19 protein-coding genes are annotated in these 21,032 nt (G+C 65.4%); 13 read left to right on the top strand and 6 right to left on the bottom strand.

Going from position 1 to position 21,032, the window contains the following annotated elements:
- Window positions 1-2 precede the first annotated feature (2 nt).
- Window positions 3-476, top strand: a complete 474-nt coding sequence (gene recX, locus AC1RGU_RS24345) for a recombination regulator RecX (RefSeq protein WP_492698449.1) — start codon at window positions 3-5, stop codon at window positions 474-476.
- On the top strand, window positions 445-888 hold the full coding sequence (locus AC1RGU_RS24340; protein ID WP_492682119.1) for an SRPBCC family protein: 444 nt from the start codon (window positions 445-447) through the stop codon (window positions 886-888). Before recX ends, AC1RGU_RS24340 begins: the two co-directional genes overlap by 32 nt.
- Window positions 889-900: 12 nt before the next feature.
- Here AC1RGU_RS24340 and yiaA read toward each other — a convergent pair whose 3' ends face one another.
- Complete coding sequence (yiaA, locus tag AC1RGU_RS24335) at window positions 901-1,341, bottom strand: inner membrane protein YiaA (RefSeq protein ID WP_095747315.1); 441 nt, start codon at window positions 1,339-1,341, stop codon at window positions 901-903.
- A gap of 114 nt (window positions 1,342-1,455) precedes the next feature.
- Between yiaA and AC1RGU_RS24330 the strand changes: the two genes are divergently transcribed.
- The 3 genes from AC1RGU_RS24330 to scpC all read left to right on the top strand — a co-directional run bounded on the left by AC1RGU_RS24330 (window position 1,456) and on the right by scpC (window position 4,830).
- Window positions 1,456-2,178, top strand: a complete 723-nt coding sequence (locus tag AC1RGU_RS24330; protein ID WP_492698447.1) for a hypothetical protein — start codon at window positions 1,456-1,458, stop codon at window positions 2,176-2,178.
- Window positions 2,179-2,311: 133 nt separating this feature from the next.
- Complete coding sequence (locus AC1RGU_RS24325) at window positions 2,312-3,262, top strand: bestrophin family protein (RefSeq protein ID WP_492698446.1); 951 nt, start codon at window positions 2,312-2,314, stop codon at window positions 3,260-3,262.
- A 68-nt stretch (window positions 3,263-3,330) separates the two neighbouring features.
- Window positions 3,331-4,830, top strand: a complete 1,500-nt coding sequence (gene scpC / locus AC1RGU_RS24320; RefSeq protein ID WP_492698444.1) for a succinyl-CoA:acetate CoA-transferase ScpC — start codon at window positions 3,331-3,333, stop codon at window positions 4,828-4,830.
- A gap of 60 nt (window positions 4,831-4,890) precedes the next feature.
- Here scpC and argC read toward each other — a convergent pair whose 3' ends face one another.
- The gene (gene argC / locus AC1RGU_RS24315) at window positions 4,891-5,814 is read right to left on the bottom strand and encodes an N-acetyl-gamma-glutamyl-phosphate reductase (RefSeq protein ID WP_095950437.1); all 924 of its coding nucleotides are present in this window, start codon (window positions 5,812-5,814) and stop codon (window positions 4,891-4,893) included.
- A 207-nt stretch (window positions 5,815-6,021) separates the two neighbouring features.
- Here argC and sucC point away from each other — a divergent pair, with 207 nt between their 5' ends.
- The 8 genes from sucC to AC1RGU_RS24275 all read left to right on the top strand — a co-directional run bounded on the left by sucC (window position 6,022) and on the right by AC1RGU_RS24275 (window position 14,322).
- Window positions 6,022-7,188 (top strand): ADP-forming succinate--CoA ligase subunit beta, encoded by a 1,167-nt coding sequence (gene sucC / locus AC1RGU_RS24310; RefSeq protein WP_062475330.1) that lies wholly within the window; start codon window positions 6,022-6,024, stop codon window positions 7,186-7,188.
- A 10-nt stretch (window positions 7,189-7,198) separates the two neighbouring features.
- Window positions 7,199-8,092 (top strand): succinate--CoA ligase subunit alpha, encoded by an 894-nt coding sequence (gene sucD / locus AC1RGU_RS24305; RefSeq protein WP_056575184.1) that lies wholly within the window; start codon window positions 7,199-7,201, stop codon window positions 8,090-8,092.
- Window positions 8,093-8,208: 116 nt separating this feature from the next.
- Window positions 8,209-8,892 carry a TerC family protein gene (locus AC1RGU_RS24300; protein ID WP_062475329.1) on the top strand — a complete coding sequence of 228 codons (684 nt, stop codon included), beginning with the start codon at window positions 8,209-8,211 and terminating at the stop codon, window positions 8,890-8,892.
- Between the two features lie 29 nt (window positions 8,893-8,921).
- Complete coding sequence (locus tag AC1RGU_RS24295) at window positions 8,922-9,731, top strand: Stp1/IreP family PP2C-type Ser/Thr phosphatase (RefSeq protein WP_070063289.1); 810 nt, start codon at window positions 8,922-8,924, stop codon at window positions 9,729-9,731.
- A gap of 73 nt (window positions 9,732-9,804) precedes the next feature.
- A complete protein-coding gene (locus tag AC1RGU_RS24290) occupies window positions 9,805-10,455 on the top strand; it encodes an FHA domain-containing protein (RefSeq protein WP_095747310.1) in 651 nt (216 codons plus the stop codon).
- 72 nt (window positions 10,456-10,527) lie between these two features.
- Window positions 10,528-12,786, top strand: a complete 2,259-nt coding sequence (locus AC1RGU_RS24285; RefSeq protein WP_492698442.1) for a CHASE2 domain-containing protein — start codon at window positions 10,528-10,530, stop codon at window positions 12,784-12,786.
- 29 nt (window positions 12,787-12,815) lie between these two features.
- Window positions 12,816-13,619, top strand: coding sequence for a 3',5'-cyclic-nucleotide phosphodiesterase (locus AC1RGU_RS24280; RefSeq protein ID WP_307695357.1), 804 nt, complete (start codon window positions 12,816-12,818; stop codon window positions 13,617-13,619).
- Window positions 13,620-13,821: 202 nt separating this feature from the next.
- On the top strand, window positions 13,822-14,322 hold the full coding sequence (locus tag AC1RGU_RS24275) for a pilin (RefSeq protein WP_492698440.1): 501 nt from the start codon (window positions 13,822-13,824) through the stop codon (window positions 14,320-14,322).
- A 248-nt stretch (window positions 14,323-14,570) separates the two neighbouring features.
- Here the strand turns inward: AC1RGU_RS24275 and AC1RGU_RS24270 are convergent, their stop codons facing one another.
- The 4 genes from AC1RGU_RS24270 to AC1RGU_RS24255 all read right to left on the bottom strand — a co-directional run bounded on the left by AC1RGU_RS24270 (window position 14,571) and on the right by AC1RGU_RS24255 (window position 21,032).
- Window positions 14,571-14,834, bottom strand: coding sequence for an energy transducer TonB (locus tag AC1RGU_RS24270; protein WP_492739341.1), 264 nt, complete (start codon window positions 14,832-14,834; stop codon window positions 14,571-14,573).
- Between the two features lie 399 nt (window positions 14,835-15,233).
- On the bottom strand, window positions 15,234-19,136 hold the full coding sequence (locus AC1RGU_RS24265) for a pilus assembly protein (RefSeq protein WP_492698436.1): 3,903 nt from the start codon (window positions 19,134-19,136) through the stop codon (window positions 15,234-15,236).
- Window positions 19,137-19,181: 45 nt separating this feature from the next.
- Window positions 19,182-19,880, bottom strand: a complete 699-nt coding sequence (locus tag AC1RGU_RS24260) for a pilus assembly protein PilX (protein ID WP_157627368.1) — start codon at window positions 19,878-19,880, stop codon at window positions 19,182-19,184.
- Window positions 19,881-19,889: 9 nt separating this feature from the next.
- Window positions 19,890-21,032, bottom strand: a complete 1,143-nt coding sequence (locus AC1RGU_RS24255) for a PilW family protein (protein WP_492698434.1) — start codon at window positions 21,030-21,032, stop codon at window positions 19,890-19,892.

Genomic DNA, 21,032 nt, shown 5'->3' with positions numbered 1-21,032 from the left:
GAATGGCCTTCAGTGCCCCCTCCCTCAAAGGCCGCGCCCTGCGCCTCCTGAGCCAGCGCGAGCATTCGCGCGCGGAGCTGGAGCGCAAGCTGGCCAAGCACGAGGAAGAGCCCGGCACGCTGGCGAAGGCGCTCGACGAGCTGGCCGCCAAGGACTTCATCAGCGAGCCGCGCGTCGTCGCCTCGGTGCTGCACCAGCGTGCTGCCCGCTCGGGCGCGTTGCGCGTGAAGCAGGAGCTGCAGGCCAAGGGCATCGCGCCCGAAGCCATCGCGCAGGCGGTGGCCGGCTTGCAGGAGACCGAAGTCGAGCGCGCCACGGTCCTGTGGCGCCGCCGCTTCGACGCGCCACCCGCCGATGCGAAGGAGCGCGCGAAACAGATGCGATTCCTGATGGCGCGCGGTTTCTCGGGCGCCGTCGTGTCCAAGGTGCTCAGGAGCGACTTCGATGACCCAAGCGACGACCCCAACGGCGAATGAAGGCGACGCGGCCCTGTCCCGCGTCATCACGCAGCGCGTGCACTGCGAATGGCGCGACGCCTATGCGCTCGCCTCCGACCCGAAGCGGCTGCCCGACTGGGCCAGCGGCCTCGCGAAGAGCGCGCTGGTGCCGCACGGCGACCACTGGATCGTGCGCACGCCCGAAAGCGGCGAGGCCCGCATGCGCTTTGCGCCGCCCAACGACCTGGGCGTGCTCGACCACTGGGTGGCGCCCGAAGGCGTGCCCGAGGTCTACCTGCCGTTTCGCGTGATCGGCGTGGCGCCCGGCGTGTGCGAGCTGCAGTTCACGCTGCTGCGCCAGCCGCACATGGACGATGCGGCCTTTGCACGCGATGCCGACTGGATCGCGCGCGACCTGCAGGCCCTGCGCCGCCTGCTCGAGGCGGGCTGAGCCCGGCCTGGCTTACTCAGTGGCCGTGACGTCGTCGGCCAGCGGGTTCTCGGCCTTGTACGCGGCGATGTCGCGCACGTTCTTCTGCACCGCCACCGCGCCGAACAGGCTCAGCAGGAAGGCCATGGCGTAGAAGCCCTTCTCGCTCGCAGCCAGCGAGGCGTTGAACAGGCCCACGGCCAGCAGGCCCACCGACAGCAGCAGCGAGACCCAGCACAGGCCGAAGTAGATGCCGGTGACCGAGATGCCCTCGAGCCGGTCGCGCACTGTCTTTTGCAGCGACACGGCGGAGAACAGGCCGTACATGAGGATGGTGAAGTAGTAGCCCTTCTCGTTGAGCTGCATCGCGGCATTCCACAGCCCGAGCAGGTACACGATGGCACCGATGATCAGCGCGGCCCAGGAGGCGGCGACGAATGCAGCGGTCGGTTTCTGAAATCTGACGGTTCCCATGGCGATCCTCCTCGTTGTTGTGTGGCGCGATTATGGTGCGGGAAGGCGGTGGCATGATCGCCAGCGACCGGCCTCCCAGGAGGCGGCTTTCCAAAAAAACCGGAGGAACCGTTCATGTCGTCACAACCCGCTGGCCCTCAGTCTCTCGTTCGCACCGGCGCCAAGGCCGGCTTCGCCTTCGCCGGCTCGGCCATCAAGGGCGCGCTGATCGGCCTGTTCCTTGGCGGTGGCGTGTTCTTCTACTACCTGAGCCAGCTGCAGGGCTCGGGCAACCCGGCGGCGCGCGCTGGGGGCGCGGGCGCCATCCTGGCGCTGATCATGTCGCCGCCGTTGCTGGTGGCGGTGCTGCTGTCGCTGTTTGTCGGCGTGTACTTCCTGCTCGGCGTGCAGCGGGGCCGCGCCCGCGCGATGCAGCACCTGGTCGCGGCGCGCGGCGAGGCCGTGTCGCAGCGGCTGGGCGACGCGATCGCGGGCCGCATCGAAGCCATGCCGCGCACCCACGGCGGCCTGCAGCGCGTGGCCGACTGGCTCTCGCCCGACGCCCTGTGCCAGCAGCTCGCGCCGGTGCTCGGCGAAGGCCGGGCCGTGCGCGCCGTGGTCGGCTTCGTGCTGGCCCGCCTGCCCCTGAGCGACATGCTGGCCGAGTGGCAGCAGGAGCGTGCCGCGCACGGGGCGACGACGCCGGCGACGGGCGAAGACCCTGCCCTGCGCGCCCTGCTCACGCGCCGCATCCACGAGGTGCTGCAGGAGATGGCGACGCCCTCGCGCAAGCTCTTCTACATCGCGCTGGCCGCGCAGGCGGTGTTACTGGGCGTGGGGTTGTGGCTCGTGCGCTGAGCCCGACCGTCTTCGTTGGTCTTGAGGCGTGCAGCCGCCCTCGCGCTGACGCCTCGGCGACAATCAGCGCCCGCGCGGGCCTTGCGGCGTGCGCGGCCTCCATGCCTGCCTGTCTCCCCTGCCCCCTGCTTTCATGATCGTCCGGAAACGCCCGTCCGGGCTCAAGCTGTTTCTGTCCTGGCGGGGCTCCGTCCTGCCGCGCATCGCCGCGGCGCTCACGCTCAACGTGATCGTGGCCATCGTCGTCACGGTGCTGCACGGGCGCTTCGGTTCCATCAAGATCCCGCTCGGCACCGTGCCCTTCGCGCTGCTCGGCCTGCCGCTGGCGATCTTCCTGGGCTTTCGCAACACCGCGGCCTACGACCGCTTCTGGGAAGCGCGCAAGCTCTGGGGCGAGGTGATCCTGCGTTCGCGCAACCTGGCGCGCCAGTGCCAGAGCCTCATCGACGGCGACGCGCCGGTGAACGCCGGCGCCGACACTGTCCGCCGCCTGGACGACCTGCGCGTGCGCATGACCTTGCGCGCCGCAGCCTTCGCCCATGCGCTGCGCCACCAGCTGCGCGGCACCGATGCCGCCGCCGACACCCGGCCCTTCCTGCGCGAAGCGGAATGGCAGGGCCTGACGCAGGTCGCCAACCGGCCGCATGCGCTGCTGATGCACATGGGCGCCGACCTGCGCGAAGCGCTGTGCGCGCGGCGCATCGACCCGGCATTGGCGGCGGGCGTTGATGGCACGCTGTCGGCGCTGAGCGCGGCGGCTGCGTCGTGCGAGCGCATCCTCAGCACGCCCATTCCCTTTTCGTACACGCTGCTGCTGCACCGCACGGCGTACCTCTACTGCTACCTGCTGCCCTTCGGGCTGGTGGACTCGGTCGGATTCATGACGCCGGTGGTGGTGCTGATCGTGGCCTACACCTTCTTCGGCCTGGACGCGCTCGGCGACGAGATCGAGGAGCCCTTCGGCACCGAGTCCAACGACCTGCCGCTCGAGGCCCTGTGCCGCACGCTCGAGATCGACCTGTGCCAGTCGGTGGGCGCCCCGGCGCCGGCGCCGCTGGTGCCGGTCGACTACTTCCTGCGCTGACACCCGCCGCGCGCGCGGTGCCGGCTTTTCTTTTCCCTGCCTGACGAAAGAAAGACGTTTTGTCCCCCATGCCGCACGAAGACCGCATCCGCCTGCCCGCCCTGCGCAGCAGGATCACCACCGCCGAGGCCGCCGCCGAATGGATCCGCGACGGCATGGTGGTCGGCATGAGCGGGTTCACGCGCGCCGGCGATGCCAAGGCCGTGCCGCTGGCGCTCGCGGCCCGCGCGCGCCGCGCGCCGATGAAGATCACGCTGATGACCGGCGCCTCGCTCGGCGGCGACGTGGACCGCCAGCTGACCGAGGCCGGCGCCATCAGCCGGCGCATGCCGTTCCAGGTCGACACCGTGCTGCGCCAGGCGATCAACCGCGGCGAGGTGATGTTCATCGACCACCACCTGTCGGAAACGGTCGAGATGCTGCGCACGCGGCAGATCCCGCCGATCGACATCGCGATCATCGAAGCCGTGGCCATCACCGAGACCGGCGCGCTCGTGCCGAGCACCTCGATCGGCAACAGCGCGAGCTTCGCGATCCTGGCCGACAAGGTGATCGTCGAGATCAACACCTCGCAATCGACCGCGCTCGAAGGCCTGCACGACATCTTCATTCCCAAGCACCGCCCGCAGCGCGAGCCGATGCCGCTGGTGGCGCCGCACGACCGCATCGGCACCAGCGCCATCGAGATCCCGCCCGAGAAGATCCTGGGCATCGTCATCACCGACAAGGCCGACAGCACCTCCACCGTGCTGCCGGCCGACGCCGAGACCGCGGCCATCGCGGCGCACCTGGTGGCCTTCTTCGAGCGCGAGGTGGCGCAGGGTCGGCTGACCGAGCGGCTGCTGCCGCTGCAGGCGGGCATCGGCACGGTCGCCAACGCAGTGATGTCGGGGCTGGGCGCGGGGCCGTTCGAGCACCTCACGATGTACTCGGAGGTGCTGCAGGACTCGACCTTCGACCTCTTCGACGCCGGCAAGCTGGACTTCGCCTCGGGCTCGTCGATCACGCTGTCGCCCGCGAAGGCGCGGCAGGTGTTCGGCGACCTGGCGCGCTACAAGGACCGGCTGGTGCTGCGACCGCAGGAGGTGAGCAACCACCCGGAGATCATCCGGCGCCTGGGCATCATCGCGCTGAACACGGCGCTGGAGGCCGACATCTACGGCAACGTCAACTCGACCCACGTGCTGGGCACGCACATGATGAACGGCATCGGTGGCTCGGGCGACTTCGCGCGCAACGCCTACCTGTCGATCTTCGCGACCAAGTCGGTCGCCAAGCAGGGCGCGGTGTCGAGCATCGTGCCGATGGTGTCGCACGTGGACCATGCGCCGCAGGACGTCGACATCCTGGTCACCGAGGTGGGCCTGGCCGACCTGCGCGGGCTGGCGCCGCGCGAACGGGCGGCGGCGATCATCGCCAACTGCGCGGCCGAGCCGTACCGCGCGATGCTGCAGGATTACTACACGCGCGCCGTGGCGACCTGCGGCGGCCACACGCCGCACCGGCTCGAAGAGGCCTTTTCGTGGCACGTGCGCTACCGCGACACGGGCACGATGCGGGTCGACTGAAAGCAGAAAGGCCGGTCCTTGCGGGCCGGCCTTTCTTTTCTTGTCAGCGCTGGAAGTGGCTCAGAGCGCCAGCATCAGCTTGAGGTTCTGCACCGCGGCGCCGCTGGCGCCCTTGCCCAGGTTGTCCAGGCGCGCGATCACCACGGCGTGGCGGTGGTCCTCGTTCGGGAACACGCGGATCTCCAGCTGGTTGGTGTCGTTGAGCGCCAGCGCGTCGAGCTTGCCGTCGTCGGTCGGCGGCAGCACCTTCACGAACTGCTCGGGCGTGTTGCTCTTGGCATAGTGCGCGGCCAGGGCGTCCTGCAGGTCGCCGGCCTTCGGCTTGCCGGGCAGCAGGTCGAGGTGCAGCGGCAGCTGGACCAGCATGCCCTGCTTGAAGTTGCCCACCGACGGAATGAAGACCGGGCGGCGGGTGAGGCCGGTGTAGGTCATGATTTCGGGGATGTGCTTGTGCTTCAGGCCCAGCGCGTAGGTCTCGAACAGCGGCGCCTTGCCGGCCTCGTAGTCCTCGATCATGGTCCGGCCGCCGCCCGAATAGCCGCTCACCGAAGGCAGCGACACCGGGAAATCGGCCGGCAGCAGGCCCGCATCGACCAGCGGGCGCACCATGGCGATCGCGCCGGTGGCGTAGCAGCCGGGGTTGCCGACGCGGTCGGCCTGGGCCACGGCCTGCCAGTGGCCTTCGACCAGTTCGGGGAAGCCGAAGACCCAGCCCGGCGCGATGCGGTGGGCGGTCGAGGCGTCGATGATCTTGGGCTTTTTGCCCGGGAGCTGGTCGATCAGCGCGACCGACTCGCGCGCCGCGTCGTCGTGCAGGCACAGCACCACGAGGTCGACGCCGGCCATCAGCTCGCGCTTGGCGGCCACGTCCTTGCGCAGCTCGGGCGCGATGCTCACGAGCTCGATCTGCGGCATCGTCTGCAGCCGCTCGCGAATTTGCAGGCCGGTGGTGCCGGCTTCGCCGTCGATGAAAACCTTGGCCATATCGGAGTATGCGTAGGGTGGCTAGAAGAAAGTACGTATTGACCGCAACCGCGCATCAAGTATTGGTGCGGCGCACCATGATACAGTCCGCGGTTGTTCGCCGCCCCCAGCCGTCAGGCTGCCGTCGCCCGCGAACAACAGAGCAGAAACAACAGTCTCACTCCCGATCTCCCGTTCTCAACCTCCTCCTTCCGAGAGACATCCCTCATGAAGATTCACGAGTACCAAGGCAAGGAAATCCTTGCCAAGTTCGGCGTGCCGGTGCCGCGCGGCATTCCGGCCTATACGGTTCAGGAGGCGGTCGAGGCCGCCCAGAAGCTTGGAGGCCCGGTCTGGGTCGTCAAGGCCCAGATTCACGCGGGTGGCCGCGGCAAGGGCGGCGGCGTCAAGGTCGCCAAGTCGATCGAAGACGTCAAGAAGCTGGCTGGCGAGATCCTCGGCATGCAGCTCAAGACCCACCAGACCGGCCCTGAAGGCCAGAAGGTGCGTCGCCTCTACATCGAAGACGGCGCTGACATCAACAAGGAATACTACATTTCGGCCGTGACCGACCGCGCCACCCAGAAGGTGGCGTTCATCGCTTCGAGCGAAGGCGGCATGGACATCGAGGAAGTGGCCCATTCCACCCCCGAGAAGATCATCACGGTCTACGCCGACCCCAAGGACGGCCTGACCGACGCGCAAGCCAAGGAAATCGCCGACGGCATCGGCATGCCGGCCGATTCGACCGCCCAGACGGTCGACATCCTGAAGAAGCTCTACACCTGCTACATGGAGACGGACGCCTCGCTGGTCGAGATCAACCCGCTCAACCGTGACAGCAAGGGCAACGTCGTCGCCCTGGACGCCAAGTTCAACTTCGACAGCAACGCGCTGTTCCGCCACCCCGAAATCGTGGCCCTGCGCGACCTGGACGAAGAAGACGCGGCCGAAGTCGAAGCCTCCAAGTTCGACCTCGCCTACATCTCGCTGGACGGCAACATCGGCTGCCTGGTGAACGGTGCCGGCCTGGCCATGGCCACCATGGACACCATCAAGCTGTTCGGCGGCGAGCCGGCCAACTTCCTGGACGTGGGCGGCGGTGCCACCCCCGAGAAGGTCACGGAAGCCTTCAAGATCATGCTGAAGAACAAGAACGTGGAAGCCATCCTCGTCAACATCTTCGGCGGCATCATGAAGTGCGACACCATCGCCACCGGCGTGATCGCAGCCTGCAAGGCCGTGAACCTGCAAGTGCCGCTGGTCGTGCGCATGAAGGGCACCAACGAAGTCGAAGGCAAGAAGCTGCTGGCCGAGTCGGGCCTGCCGATCATCAGCGCCGACACCATGGCGGACGCGGCCCAGAAGGTCGTGGCAGCAGTCAAGAAGGCCTAAGGAACAAGTCATGTCGATCTACATCAACAAAGACACCAAAGTCATCACGCAAGGCATCACCGGCAAGACCGGCCAGTTCCACACCGAGAAGTGCCAGGAATACGCGAACGGCAAGAACGCCTTCGTGGCCGGCGTGAACCCGAAGAAGGCCGGCGAGTCGATCTTCAACATCCCGATCTTCGGTTCGGTGAAGGAAGCCGCCACGCAGACCGGCGCCACCGTGTCGGTGATCTACGTGCCGCCGGCAGGTGCCGCGGCCGCCATCTGGGAAGCTGTCGAAGCCGACCTGGACATGGCGATCTGCATCACCGAAGGCATCCCGGTTCGGGACATGCTCGAAGTGCGCAACAAGATGAAGGCCAAGGAAGCGGCCGGCGGCAAGAAGACCCTGCTGCTGGGCCCGAACTGCCCCGGCCTGATCACGCCCGACGAAATCAAGATCGGCATCATGCCCGGCCACATCCACCGCAAGGGCCGCATCGGCGTGGTCTCGCGCTCGGGCACGCTGACGTACGAAGCCGTGGCTCAACTGACGGAAATCGGCCTGGGCCAATCGTCGGCAGTCGGCATCGGCGGCGACCCGATCAACGGCCTGAAGCACATCGACGTGATGAAGGCCTTCAATGACGATCCGGACACCGACGCCGTCATCATGATCGGCGAAATCGGCGGCCCCGACGAGGCTGACGCAGCCCGCTGGTGCAAGGACAACATGAAGAAGCCGGTCGTCGGCTTCATCGCCGGTGTCACCGCCCCTCCCGGCAAGCGCATGGGCCACGCCGGCGCGCTGATCTCGGGCGGCGCCGACACGGCCGAAGCCAAGCTCGCCATCATGGAAGAGTGCGGCTTCACCGTGACGCGCAACTTCTCGGAGCTGGCCAAGCTGCTCAAGGGCAAGCTGTAAAAAGCACACGTACCGCTGGCGGCATTCCCGCCGCTCGCATTACCACGCAGAAATGAAAAAGCGCCCGCATTGAGTTGCGGGCGCTTTTTTAACTACAACACAGTGGAATCAGAGACATGGAACTTCTTCAAAGCACGGACTTCTGGATCGGTCTGATCAAGATCGTCTGGATCAACATCATCCTCTCGGGCGACAACGCCGTCGTGATCGCCATGGCGGCGCGATCGCTGCCGCCCGCACAACAGAAAAAGGCCGTGCTGTTCGGCTCGGGCGCGGCCGTCGTGCTGCGCATCGTGCTGACGGTGGTGGCGGCCAAGCTGTTGGCGCTGCCCTACCTGCAGATCATCGGCGGCGCCCTGCTGCTGTGGATCGGCCTGCAGCTGCTCAGCGAGGAAGACGAAGGCGACGGCGAGTCCAAGGAATACGGCAGCATGTTCGCGGCCGTGCGGACCATCCTGCTGGCCGACCTGGTGATGAGCCTGGACAACGTGATCGCCGTGGCGGCCGCCGCGCAAGGCAGCATGGTGCTGCTGGTGTTGGGTCTGGCCATCAGCATCCCCTTGGTGATTTTCGGCAGCACGCTCATGATCAAGCTCATGGAACGCTTCCCGATCATCGTCATGCTGGGCGCCGCGCTGATCGGCTGGGTCGGCGGCGAGACCATCGTGAGCGACGTGTCGCTGCACGAGGCGCTGGCGGCCAACCCCTGGATGCACTACGTGGGCGCGATCGCCGGCGCGGTGCTCGTCGTGGCCCTGGGCCGCTTCCTGCAACGGCGCGCACGCGCTGCTGCGCACTGATCCCCTAAAAAAGCGAGCGCTGACAAACGATGGCAGGTGTTGGCGTTTCCCTTTTCTCCAGTCGACCGGCGCTGAGCTGGGAGTTTGCGGCGCTGACCGATGTCGGGCGCCTGCGCGCCCACAACGAAGACGCGGTGCATGTCGACCCGGCCCTCGGCCTGGCGCTGCTGGCCGACGGCATGGGCGGCTACAAGGGCGGCGAGGTGGCCAGTGCCATGGCCATTTCGCTGATGCATGCGAGCTTCGGCCGCTGGTTCGCTCAGGCCGGCATGCAGGCGCCGGCCCGCGTGGTCCGGCGTGCGCTGCAGGCGGCCACCGACGAGGCCAACGGCGCCATCCTCCAGGCCGGCATCACCCACGAGGAGCTGCGGGGCATGGGCACGACCCTGGTGCTGGCGGCGTTCCGTCCGCAGCGCGTGGTGGTCGGCCACATCGGCGATTCGCGCTGCTACCGCCTGCGCAACAACAAGCTGGAGCAGCTCACGCGCGACCATTCGCTGCGCCAGCAGCAACTCGACGCGGGCGCCATCACGCCCGAAGAGGCCCTGAACTCCCCCACCCGCAACCTCGTGACGCGGGCCGTGGGCGTGGAAGCCCAGGTGTTGCTGGAGATGCACGAGCACAGCGCCAGGCCGGGCGACCTGTACATGCTGTGCTCCGACGGGCTCAGCGAGATGGTGCCGGATGCGCAGCTTTTCACGCTTTTGAGCCGTGATCTGGGGCTGAAGGAGATGGCTTCACTTTTGGTTGCAATTTCAAACGACAATGGCGGACGGGATAACATTTCAGTTGTTCTGGCCAAGGCGGGCGTCAGCGAAGCGACCCGCGGGGCCATGTAGCAGCCAACCCAGGCGGCGGACCGTTTGCGCCGCCTGACGGTGCTGGATCTTTGCAAACGGGGAGTAATCGGCCATGCCGAAGATGATCATTTCGGTCGATGGCGTCGTCATCGGCCAAGTGGCGCTCGCCAAGAATCGCACGACGTTGGGCCGGCGCGCCTACAACGACATCGTGATCGACAATCTCGCCGTCAGCGGCGAGCATGCCGTGCTGCACATGAGCGGCGGCGAAGTCGAAATTGAAGATCTCAACAGCACCAACGGCACCTACGTCAATGCGCTGGCCGTCCAGAAGCAGGCGCTCCAGGACAATGACGTCATCGAGGTCGGCGGCTGCCGCATCCATTTCCGCTCGCACAGCAACCTCATGGCCGGCCCCGGCTCCGTGCGGGCCTCGCTCTCCGAGTATTCGGCGCCGATGCCGCTCTCGTCGGCACCCACCGAATCGGGCGCGCTGGTCGAGCTGGGCGTGCCCGTGCTGCGCGTGCTCTCGGGCGCCAACGAAGGCCAGGACGTCCCGCTGCAGAAGGTGGTCACCACCATCGGCAAGCCCGGCGTCGCCGTGGCCGTCGTCACCCGCCGCCGCCAGGGCTACGTGGCGGCCACCGTCGTCGGCAGCGTCACGCTCAACGGCGCCCCGCTGGGCGCCGAGGCCGTCGCGCTGCAGGAAGGCGACGTGCTCGAACTCGGCGGCGCCTCGCGCATGCAGTTCGTCCGGATCTGAGCCGGCCCGGACGCCCTGCTCCGCTCCCCGTTTTCTCGCCGACAGGCATTTGTTGTCCAAGGCTGACCAGCCATGAGCGCATTGCGGCGGCACTGGCCGCGCATCGCCATCACGCTGCTGCCGGTGCTGCTGGCGCTGCTCCATGCCACCGGCGCCTGGCGGCTGGGCGTGATCGAGCACCTGGACCACCTGATCTACGACGCCCGCCTGCGCGCCACCATGCCGGGCACGCCCGACACGCGGGTCGTGATCGTCGATGTCGACGACGCCAGCCTGGCGCGCGAGGGCCAGTGGCCCTGGCCGCGCGACAAGATCGCCAGCCTCACGACGGAACTGCTGGCCCGCCAGCACGTGGCCGTGCTGGGTTTCGACGTGATGTTTCTCGAGCCCGACCGCAGCTCCGGCCTCGGGCGCCTGAAGGAGATCGCGGCCGGGCCATTGAGCGGCGTGCCGGGCCTCGCTGCCGAAATCGACCAGCTCGCGCCCACCCTCGACCACGACGCCACACTGGCCCAAGCCCTGCGCGGCCAGCCCGTGGCGCTGGGCTACTACTTCACCCGCACCGAACAGCCCAGCGCCAAGGGGCTGCTGCCGGCGACGCCCGTGCTGCCGCCCGACGCCTTTCCGCCCCATGCTTCCTTCGTCACGCTCTGGAACGGCTTCGGCGCCAGCCTGCCGGTGCTGGGGCGCGCGGCGCCGGTCGCGGGGTTCCTGAACACGCTTGTCGGTGACGGCAGCGACGACGGCGTGATTCGCAGCGTGCCGCTCATCGCCCGCTACGAAGGCGAGCATGCGTCGCCCGGGCACTACGAGTCGCTGGCGCTGGCGGTGTACCGGCTGGCGAACGGCTCGCCGCCCGTGCGGCCGGCGCTCGTGGCCGGCGACGGCAACTTTCCGCGCCTGCAGGCGCTGGTGCTGGGGTCGCTGCGCATCCCGGTCGACCAGAGTGCCAGCCTGCAGGTGCCGTTCCGCGGCCCCGGCGGGCCGCGCGCAGGGTCGTTCCGCTACGTGGCCGCTGCCGACGTCCTCGAGGGCCGGCTGGCGCCGGGCGAGTTGAAGGACAAGATCGTGCTGCTCGGCGCCACCGCGCCCGGCCTGCAGGACCTGCGCGCCACCCCGGTCGGCGCTGCGTTCCCGGGCGTCGAAGTGCACGCCAACATCGTCTCGGGCCTGCTCGACCGGCGCCTGCTGGCCGTGCCCGACTACGCGCCGGGCTACGAAGTGCTGACCGTGCTGACGGTGGGGCTGCTGCTCGCGTTCGGGCTGTCGCTGCTGTCCGCATCGCGCGCCGTGCTGCTCGGCGCCGGCGTGGTCGCCGCGCTGGTCGGCCTCAACACCTGGCTCTACGTCGGCCACAGCCTCGTGCTCCCGCTGGCGTCGGCGCTCGTCATGGTGGCGCTGGCCTTCGCGCTCAACATGAGCTGGGGCTACTTCGTCGAATCGCGCGCGCGGCGCGGGCTGGTGCGGCTCTTCGGCACCTACGTGCCGCCGCAGCTGGTCGACGAAATGCTCGTGCGCCCCGGCCGCTACAGCATGCGCGCCGAGAGCAAGGAAATGACCGTGATGTTCTGCGACATGCGCGACTTCACCCGGCTGTCGGAGCAGATGGCGCCGGCCGAGCTGCAGGCTTTCTTGAACACCGTCTTCAGCCGGCTCACCGAGGTGATCAGTGCGCACCGCGGCACCGTCGACAAATACATGGGCGACTGCGTCATGGCCTTCTGGGGCGCGCCCATAGACACGCCCGGCCATGCCGCGCTCGCCGTGCAGGCGGCGATCGACATGGCCGCCGCCGTGCACGACATCAACCGCCAGCACCGCGCCAACGGCCGTCCCGAGATCAGCGCAGGCATCGGCCTGAACAGCGGCCTCATGAGCGTCGGCGACATGGGCTCGACCGCAAGGCGTAGCTATACCGTGGTCGGCGACGCGGTCAATCTCGCGTCGCGGCTCGAGGGCCTGAGCGGACACTACGGGGTCGAGATCGTGGCCAGCGGCGCCACCCGCGAGGCGGCGCCCGGCTTCGTCTGGCAGGAACTCGACAGCGTGCGCGTCAAGGGCAAGGCCCAGGCTGTCGCCATCTACACCCCGCTCGTGCCGGAAGCTGCGGCCGAGGCGCAGGACACACGGCAGCAACTCGACCGCTGGAGCCAGGTGCTCGCCGCCTACCGCCGCCAGGATTGGGCGCTGGGCCGGAACTTGCTGGCTCCCCTGCTCGCCGCGGATGCGAAAAAAGTCCTTTACCAGCTCTACGCCCAGCGTTTAGCCTCGATGGCGCTTCGCCCGCAGGACCCGGACTGGGACGGCGCCACCCGGTTCGACACCAAATGACGACAGACGCATACAAGGGGTCTTCCACAATGCAGGTTCGCGTGCTGGGTTGCTCGGGCGCCATCGCCAAGGACTGCCGCACCACCTCGTTCCTGGTCGATGCGGACCTGCTCGTGGACGCCGGCACGGGCGTCGGCGACCTCACCCTCGACGAGATGGCCGCCATCGACGACGTGGTGCTCACCCACTCGCACCTCGATCACATCGCTGCCCTGCCCCTGATGCTCGACGCCGTCGGCAGCCGCCGCACTCGGCCGCTGCGCGTGCACGCATTGGCAGCCACCATCGACGCGCTGCGGGCGCATGTGTTCAACAACGTCATCTGGCCGAATTTCGAACGCATTCCCAGCCCCGAATCGCCCTTCGTGAGCTTCCACGAGATCACGGTCGGGCAACGCCTCGAGCTGGGCAGCGACGCTCCCAAGCTGATCGAGGTGCTGCCGGCCGTCCACACCGTGCCGGCCTGCGGCTTCGCCATCCGAAGGGCCGAAGGCGGCGCCCACTGGGTCTTCAGCGGCGACACCGAACGCAATCCCCCGTTCTGGGAGCGCGTCAACGCGATCGACGTGGCGATGCTGGTCATCGAGACCGCCTTCAGCTCCCGCGAAGAGGCTTTGGCCGAACGCAGCCTGCACCTGTCGCCAGTGGCCCTGGCGCACGAGCTGGCGCACATCGATCCGGGCAAGCAGTACCCGATCTACATCACCCACACCAAGCCGGCGGAGACCGAAGAAATCATGAGCCAGATCGAGATGCTGGCGGGGCGGGAGGTGGCAGGGTTGGCGCAGCGGGACATCCGCTGGCTCAAGGCGGATGGGGTGCTGACCTTCTGACAGGGACTGGTCGGGCATGACAAATTTGTCGACACAATTGGCATCTGAGTGCGAGTTGTGTCACATCATGTAACCATCTTGTGACCAAAGGCGGCCCGATCGAGGGCTGCAGGGTGGGGAAGCCAGGTGGCACGGATGCTGCGGAAGTGATCCCGCTCCGGGCTGGTTCCCGGGCTTTACAAACCAACCTGGAGTTAATCGAATGAACCGTCGTTCTATCGCACGCAATGTGCAAAAGGGTTTCACCCTGATCGAATTGATGATCGTTGTGGCGATCATTGGTATCTTGGCTGCAGTTGCTCTGCCGGCATACCAAGACTACACCGTTCGCGCAAAGGCGGCCGAGGGCATCAGCTTGGCGACTGCGGCAAAGACTGCGCTGTCCGAGACGGCTGCTCGAGGCGACATCTCCGCAGTAACGAATGCCGCGGCCGCTGATGACGTGCTCGGCCTTCCCGTCGCGACGGCGATCACTGGCAATGTCGTCGCAAGCGTTGCCGCTGCAGGCACGAGCGCTGCTGGCGCTACCCCCCAAACCGCCACCATCACCATCACCTACAAGCCTGCAGCGGCGAATGTCCCGGCGGACTTGGCCGGCAAGGTTCTCATCTTGAATGGTTCGTTCGGTGCAGGCAGCGCAGTCTGGACCGTTGACACTTCCGCTGCGACCACCCTGGCCGCGAAGTTCCGCCCAAAGCTGTAACCCCTTAGCCGGGGTACAAAAAGCCGCCTTCGGGCGGCTTTTTTGCGTCTACTCGAACCTCACTGGCTCCAACAGTTAGGTGGCCCTTATCGTCCTGCATGGTCGAGATGTTCTTCACGAAGAGCGCTGCGCGGCCCTGATGCCTGCTTCTATCGACACCATCTTGGACGGCTGGACGAGCTCCCTGGATTGAACGGCGGCTACGCACTTCGTCGCACGCTGGCAAGATTTAACCTGAGGAGAGCGCTTCAACGCATTGAAGGCGACGTGTCGTTGAACATCACCTCCACTCGCAGTCGTGACTTGACTGCTCGGCCATCGATCTCACCGGGAGAAAACTCCGCGGCCATGAAGGCTTCGCGTGCGGCTTGCTCGAAAGCTGGAGGAAGTATCGGCTCCTCGGCGTCGACCTGCTCAACGTGACCTTGCTCATCAATGAAGAGCGAAAGAATGCCAACGAGCCGATCTCCCACTGGTTCGCCGGACGGAGGTTCTAGCACGATGGTCGTCAAGGCAATCGGTGGCGTCGACAGCTGACTGCGTGGAATGTAGTTGTCGACCTCAACCTCGGTCGTGGTTGACGCGGGAGGCGTAGGCGGCGTGATCGCCGACGGCTCTTCCTTGAGGATTGGTGCGTGCCCAGATGCATGAGGCACTCCTGTCGCCAGCAGGGGGGCATGGACGGCCAAAAGCGGCGAAAGGGAAGCATGGGTGCGGACCGCTCGCACGCGCATGGAAGCGGCAGCACTTCCAACTGCAGTGTTCGCCGCGTGCTTCGGGGCGACGGATGAGGTGCACATCGAAAGCACAGTGGCGTGAAGCGCCAAAGAGAGCACTGCGCTCGCGCAAACTATGTATCGCATCTTTTCCTGGCCCGACGCGTGCCAAGCCAGGACCGCTTTCATCGCAGATCAGTCCACCAGCTCGCGCCAGGAGGTCCGATGCACGCTGCCGGAGCCGGAGGACGTTGCCACCGGTGGCGTCTCGATCACGTTGTCGCCATTGCTCTTCTGATAAATGATGCGGGCATTGCCATTGCTGTCCTGCACCCATGTCATGCCCATGATCAATCCGTCGGTGCTCCAGAGTCCTCCGGCCGGGTTGGTGGTGACTACACCGCCATTGGCCACGTTGAGGTAGTAGCGCCAAGCCGTGCCGCCCGATGCGCAGGCATCGCCGTTCGGGATGGCGGTGGCAATCGACAGGGTGCTGTATTGCAGGCCCAGGTTGGTGTTCACGCGTTCACGTGAATGCGGCAGATCGATCCACCATCCTCCCTTGGTCGACCAGTTGACCGCCGTATTGGATACCGAAGCCGCAGTGGCCGTTGCCACAGGGCCGTTCAAGGTAAATGTCTGCCTGACGAAGTTCGCAGTATCGGCGCGCACGTCGCTCCATCCGGTGGCAGTAAGTGTGTCTCTCACCGCATAGATGCTTTGCTGCGTCGAATCCGTGATGTCGGTTGCGCCGAGGTATCGACCTGTCGCAACCACGACCACCGGGCGGCCGGAGATCTCGACGGTTTCCGGTTTGGTGGTGATGGGTTGCGGCGTCGAGGCATCGACCTGGAACTTGGCGAGTCGCATCGCTGCCCGGTTGGGCGGCAGGAGCGCGTCAATATCGAAACGCCAGAGGTTGCCTTGCAGATCGCCGCCATAGAAGCGCTTGGCCGTGTTGTCGCTGGTGCTTTCGATCCAGGCGTTGATCTTTGCCAGGCCGCTCGGATCCGTGCTGCTGCCGTCGCTGGTAGCGATGTCCAGCAGCAGGGCGCCGGTATTGGCATTCAACACGTAGAGGTGACCTTTGCCATCGGCGTTGTTGTAGCCAGAGGCGAAGGCAACGATCCAGGTGCCGTCGCTGCGTTTGGCAATCACCGGGTTGCCGAAGCTGAGGCCCAGGTTGGCGTCGGTGAATTCCCAAAGGGCCTTGGGATCGTTGGGGTCGGTGATGTCGAGTGCGTAATAGCCGCGTCCACCACTGTTGAGACCGCCAACGACGATGGTTTTCCAGGTGGTTCCGACCTTGATGTCGCCCATGACCGGCGCGCCGTCCACGGAGTATTGATGCTTCGACCCGTAGCTCGTGTCGGCCATCTTGTAGAGGTTGGGCATGACTGCGCTCGGTACATAGGCCCAGAGCTCGGTGCCGCCCGTGTCGTTGGTGGCAGCCGAGAAAGCATGCAACATGCCGTCGTTCGACCCCACATACACCACGGGCGCACGCGCTGCCTTCGCAGCGACGAAATCAGCGTAGCCCGCGTCAGCGTACCGGAACGGCGGCTTCCCGACATGGACTGGGGCGCCGTTGATGATGTCACCCAGCACATGATCGCGTTTGCGATAGAGCGCGGGGATGTTGGTGTTGGACGCGTCGACGCTGGCCGATTCGTGGGTCCGTACGCCGCGCAGGTAGTTGACCAGGTTGGTGCCGTTGTTGGCCACGGTCTTGTTGCTGGCCGACAGCTGCGGGCACTGCGCTGCAATGAGAGTCTGGCTGCAGAGGTTGTCGAAGTAGCCTTTTTGCGTGGCGCTCAGATTTCCATACTCGAAGCTTCGCAGGGCCGAGCCATCGCTGAAATAGATCCTGCGGGACGAAGGAGTGGTCGCGTCGAGTTTTGCTTGGGCAGACCAGGTGGCGGTATTCGCAATGACGCCTGTCGAGCCGTTGATTGAGAAGGCCTGAAGATCACCGGTCCACAATTGCGTGGTGTAGCTGGCCCGGAAGACCAGGTTGTTGTCGCCGGCCACCAGTTGGAGTGAACTGGTCGAGGCGGTGGCGCCCGAGCCGGCAACCTGCTGCACCGAGGTGACGACGCCGTTGATGGCTTCGCTCAGTGCACTGGCATCGAGTGCCGAGTAGTACTGGCCGCGGCCATTGACGGCTGCGTGCCACAGGTCGTCGACGTTGGTGGCGTTGCCACCCTCGCCGTTGTTCAGATCCGCGCCCTCCGGCACAGGCCAGGTCAAGGCGCCGCTGGTCAGGTCGGCGTAGGTGCCGGTGGTCTGGGTCAGGTAGTTCTTGTCGTAAGGCAGCGTGCCGCTCACGCCGAGGCCGATCGTGAACGAGTTCATGTGCTGCCATGCAGCCCTGTCGTTACCAACCGGTCGCACGATGTTGCTACAAACATCCTGGTTGCTGCCGGAACTGCTTGAGGTGCAATTGCCGAGCGCACTCGTGCGCAGGTCTGTTGCAAAGTAGTATTGGGCAACGTCAGCCAGTGTGTTGCCGGTGCCGCCAGATGTGGACGGCGTTTGAGTGGGTGTGCCTGCAACGGCCGGCTGGCGAACCGGGGGCGAATTGGATGTGACTGCTGGTGTAGACCATGCACTCCAGCCTCCAGGGGCCGGATTCGAATAGGTCGTCTGGTCATCTCCCTTTGCGGTCTGGTAGGTCGAGGTCGATGTCCCACTTGTGAAACTGCTGTCAACAGTGGGAGGACCATTGCCGGTGAACGTCTCGGTTGGCGTCGCGGTGTTGATCCAGGTGGAGGTGGTGCGCGGGCTGGTGCTTCTGGATGTCTCGACACCATCGGTTGTCACGACCGTCTCGGTGTAAGACTCGGTTGCAGATTGCGGCGTTGTACGGGTCCGGGTTTGCGTCTCGGTGTAGCGCTGATTTGTGCGCGTAGTGACGAGGTATTTCCCCCTGTTCGGATTGTTGGCCTTGGGCGTTGAAGAAACCGTGACGGAGGTGCGCGTCCAGTCCCTGGCTTGCGTCTGGGTGGACAGCGCGTTCTGAGTCAGCGCCACGGTGTAGGGTGTTACCGTGGTAACGATCAACCGTGTGTCGTCCCGCATCGGGCGAGCTTCGCTACCGTCTTGCTGCCCAATTTCGCTGGTCCCGTTGAGCTTCAAGCCCTTGGCCTTGTTCCAGTAGCCGTCCGTAGAAAGCAGCGCGTAGTTGCGTTGGCAGGAGTACTGGACTGGATCGTAGCTTTGATCTGGGGCCTTATTGGCGAAGTAACGTCCGGCCTTGGACAAGGCTGCGCGCAAGGGGGTCCAGCCATTCGGCGAGGCGTTGTAGAGGCTGCTGTAGAAGTTGGCCTTCTGGTCGCTATCGAAATCCTTGACGTCCCGAAAGTAATTGCTGCCATCTACTGCAGTTCCGTCGCTGATCGTGCTGAAGCCAACGCGATAGCTCGAGTCGAGCACCGAGATCGCCCGCCCCATGGCGGTGCGCATTAACAGGTAGCGCTTGCGGTAGTACGAGTACCAGTTGGCGTAGTTTTGAGCGTCGTTGGAGGCGCTGGTGACCGTGACGAGGGTAAAAACGCCGCTCGACGAGTCAGTCGAGGTTCGGCACTCGTTGTAGAAGGTGTTCCGGACGGCGCCACTGCTGGTGTATATCCAGCCCATTTTGGGCTGCGTGCCGCTGTAGGTGTAGTAGTACCGGTTGTTGAGGTTTGTGGTGCCACTCGACGTGTCATAACCATCGACACGTGCCGCTGTAAAAACTGCATTGGGGTAGGACGTCCCATCAGCGTTGAGCGGTGGCGCATAGGTCATCAACGGATCGTAGGCCACGCCATTGCACTGCGCGGAGCGGTATCCATACCTGCCGTTGCCACTGCCGTTGGACATTTCGTCTGGCATGTAGTCGCTGTCCATGCTTCCCGAGTCATCGAGAACGAACAACAGATTCGGCTTGGCTTGAACCGCAGGGAGTGTTGCCAGCGGCTGGTTCGAGAGGTCGGTGGGTGCCGCTTCGATCACGGGAGCGAACGACCCCAGCAGCAACGCGCAGACCATCACCGCACAACAGATGGCCTGCCTTTTGTACTTGCGGTCGAGGGCAGGATTGGATCTATTTGTCATGATGTTGAGTTCTTTGTGTCTCGCGCCGGAGGAGGCGCTTCCTCATCAGAAATGCACAATGGTTTCGGTGAAGCTGGCGGTGTTGCGCGCACCCAGCACGCGGACCACGATGCGGTAGTACGGGCCGGATGCACCACCGGGAAATGGCTGTTCGGCGTAGTTCATCTCGCCCTTCTTGCTCACGTTGGCGCCGCCACCTGAAATCGGTTTGGCGCAACTGATACTCGCGTCGGTGACGTAGTTGCCCGGTTTGGAGCACAGTCTGAAGATGACGAATCGGGCGTTGTTGCTGTTGATGACACCAGCATCCGCCGTGGTGACGGTGCAGCCGTTGTAGGTGCCCGTCGTGGCGGACTGGCAGGTGTTGCCGTCCCAGTCGATCAGTTGGCGGTTGTTGCTTGTCGCGAGTTGCCGGCCAGTGACATCAATGGGCGGTTTTGCAGTGACCCCATCGGCAGCAAGCTCCTGCGTGCTTGCGTAGTAGCCGCTCGATGCCGCATCGGTGTTCAGGCTGGCGCTGTTGGCGGTCAGCCAATCAATGGCCTGGCGTGCAGCCTGGTCTGCTGCAGAGGTGGCATCCTGCTTGAAGCCCATGTTGCCCAGAAGCAGCGTGCTGGTATCCACCGAACGCACCAGTGCCAACGTTGCAAGCAAAAGCGCAACCAGCGTCAGCAGGGCAAAAAGCAGTGAGACGCCGCGCTGTGCGCGTCGTCGTGGGGAAAGATTCAAAGGCCTGATTTGCATGGCGATGACTCAGGAGTTCCAGAGGACGTTGCGCAGCGGCACGATCGTGTCGTAGACCTTGAAGCGATAGTGTTGCCATTCGGCGACCTGGCTCACTCGCAGTGCAATGCACTTGCTGGTGCCGTGGCAGCTTGTGGTGCCGGCGATGGTGGCGTTGGCGCCGACGTCCCATTGGGGGGCACTCGCTGTAACGATTTCTTTCTCGTACTGATTGCTGCGCGCCACTACCGCGATACGGATCGCGAGCACCTGGAGCCAGCCCACGTTGGTGGTCGGCGTCACGTTGTCGTAGGTGTCGACGACGCCGTCGCCATTGGTGTCCTTGCCGTACAGGGCCTGGAGGTTGACGATCTGCGGATAGAGCTCCAACGGCGGGTCGGTCAGTGCTCCATTCACCGGAGAGCGTTCGACCATCTGGAGGCTGTGGGCGCTGCTGATCGAGTAACTGCGATAGACCATCGAACCCATGTTCAGCAGATAGCTGCCTGACATGTATCCGCTTGCCGGAAATATGCTGTTCTGATTCCACTTGCTCGCAGCGGTGGTGGCGTGGGGCACGCGCGTGGGCCCCAGGGTTGTGGCGGGGGATGTGGTGTCGTTGGTCACGGTGAAGAGCGTGCACCCCACGCCGGAACCTTGGAGTTTCGGCACGGCAATCATCATGTTGCCGACCGAGGCTCCCAATGAGGACGCCACTTCGAAATAGTTGCTGGACTGCGGGTGCTCTTCCTTGAGGACCATGGGTACGGAAAAGTTGGTGGTCTGACCCTGCAAGACGGTGATCGTGTCCGGCGCGTCGGTGTCGGTGCTGGTGCCGTTGGTGATGACCACGGGTGCCAGCGGAAAAACGAACGACGCGCCGCCGGCGTCGTACTTCCCCGTCACTGAACAGCCGAGGGCATCCGGGCTGGCGGCCGCACCGTAGCCAGCCATCTGCACGTCGCGTTGGAGGGTGAACAGCGACAACGCGCCGTTGACCTGCGCATCGCTGCCCATCGTGATGGAGCGCTTCTTGCCTTCGGCCAGCGCGAGCACCTGGCTGATGACCAGCACTGTGAGAAGTCCCAGGACGAGGCCGACCATGAGCTCGACCAGCGTGAAACCGCGCTGGGAAGGACACTTGGCGACGGGGGATTGGTGAATGGTGCGCAT

The organism is Variovorax sp. GW823-FHT02B07 (assembly GCF_058797695.1).
The sequence above is the reverse complement of the archived record's forward strand: the minus strand, read 5'-3'. Positions and strand labels throughout refer to the sequence as shown.

Excerpts from the sequence above, each read along its gene's own strand:
- recX (WP_492698449.1), top strand. The coding sequence starts at position 3 with ATGGCCTTCAGTGCCCCCTCCCTCAAAGGCCGCGCCCTGCGCCTCCTG.
- AC1RGU_RS24340 (WP_492682119.1), top strand. The coding sequence starts at position 445 with ATGACCCAAGCGACGACCCCAACGGCGAATGAAGGCGACGCGGCCCTG.
- yiaA (WP_095747315.1), bottom strand. The coding sequence starts at position 1,341 with ATGGGAACCGTCAGATTTCAGAAACCGACCGCTGCATTCGTCGCCGCC.
- AC1RGU_RS24330 (WP_492698447.1), top strand. The coding sequence starts at position 1,456 with ATGTCGTCACAACCCGCTGGCCCTCAGTCTCTCGTTCGCACCGGCGCC.
- AC1RGU_RS24325 (WP_492698446.1), top strand. The coding sequence starts at position 2,312 with ATGATCGTCCGGAAACGCCCGTCCGGGCTCAAGCTGTTTCTGTCCTGG.
- scpC (WP_492698444.1), top strand. The coding sequence starts at position 3,331 with ATGCCGCACGAAGACCGCATCCGCCTGCCCGCCCTGCGCAGCAGGATC.
- argC (WP_095950437.1), bottom strand. The coding sequence starts at position 5,814 with ATGGCCAAGGTTTTCATCGACGGCGAAGCCGGCACCACCGGCCTGCAA.
- sucC (WP_062475330.1), top strand. The coding sequence starts at position 6,022 with ATGAAGATTCACGAGTACCAAGGCAAGGAAATCCTTGCCAAGTTCGGC.
- sucD (WP_056575184.1), top strand. The coding sequence starts at position 7,199 with ATGTCGATCTACATCAACAAAGACACCAAAGTCATCACGCAAGGCATC.
- AC1RGU_RS24300 (WP_062475329.1), top strand. The coding sequence starts at position 8,209 with ATGGAACTTCTTCAAAGCACGGACTTCTGGATCGGTCTGATCAAGATC.
- AC1RGU_RS24295 (WP_070063289.1), top strand. The coding sequence starts at position 8,922 with ATGGCAGGTGTTGGCGTTTCCCTTTTCTCCAGTCGACCGGCGCTGAGC.
- AC1RGU_RS24290 (WP_095747310.1), top strand. The coding sequence starts at position 9,805 with ATGCCGAAGATGATCATTTCGGTCGATGGCGTCGTCATCGGCCAAGTG.
- AC1RGU_RS24285 (WP_492698442.1), top strand. The coding sequence starts at position 10,528 with ATGAGCGCATTGCGGCGGCACTGGCCGCGCATCGCCATCACGCTGCTG.
- AC1RGU_RS24280 (WP_307695357.1), top strand. The coding sequence starts at position 12,816 with ATGCAGGTTCGCGTGCTGGGTTGCTCGGGCGCCATCGCCAAGGACTGC.
- AC1RGU_RS24275 (WP_492698440.1), top strand. The coding sequence starts at position 13,822 with ATGAACCGTCGTTCTATCGCACGCAATGTGCAAAAGGGTTTCACCCTG.
- AC1RGU_RS24265 (WP_492698436.1), bottom strand. The coding sequence starts at position 19,136 with ATGACAAATAGATCCAATCCTGCCCTCGACCGCAAGTACAAAAGGCAG.
- AC1RGU_RS24260 (WP_157627368.1), bottom strand. The coding sequence starts at position 19,880 with ATGCAAATCAGGCCTTTGAATCTTTCCCCACGACGACGCGCACAGCGC.
- AC1RGU_RS24255 (WP_492698434.1), bottom strand. The coding sequence starts at position 21,032 with ATGCGCACCATTCACCAATCCCCCGTCGCCAAGTGTCCTTCCCAGCGC.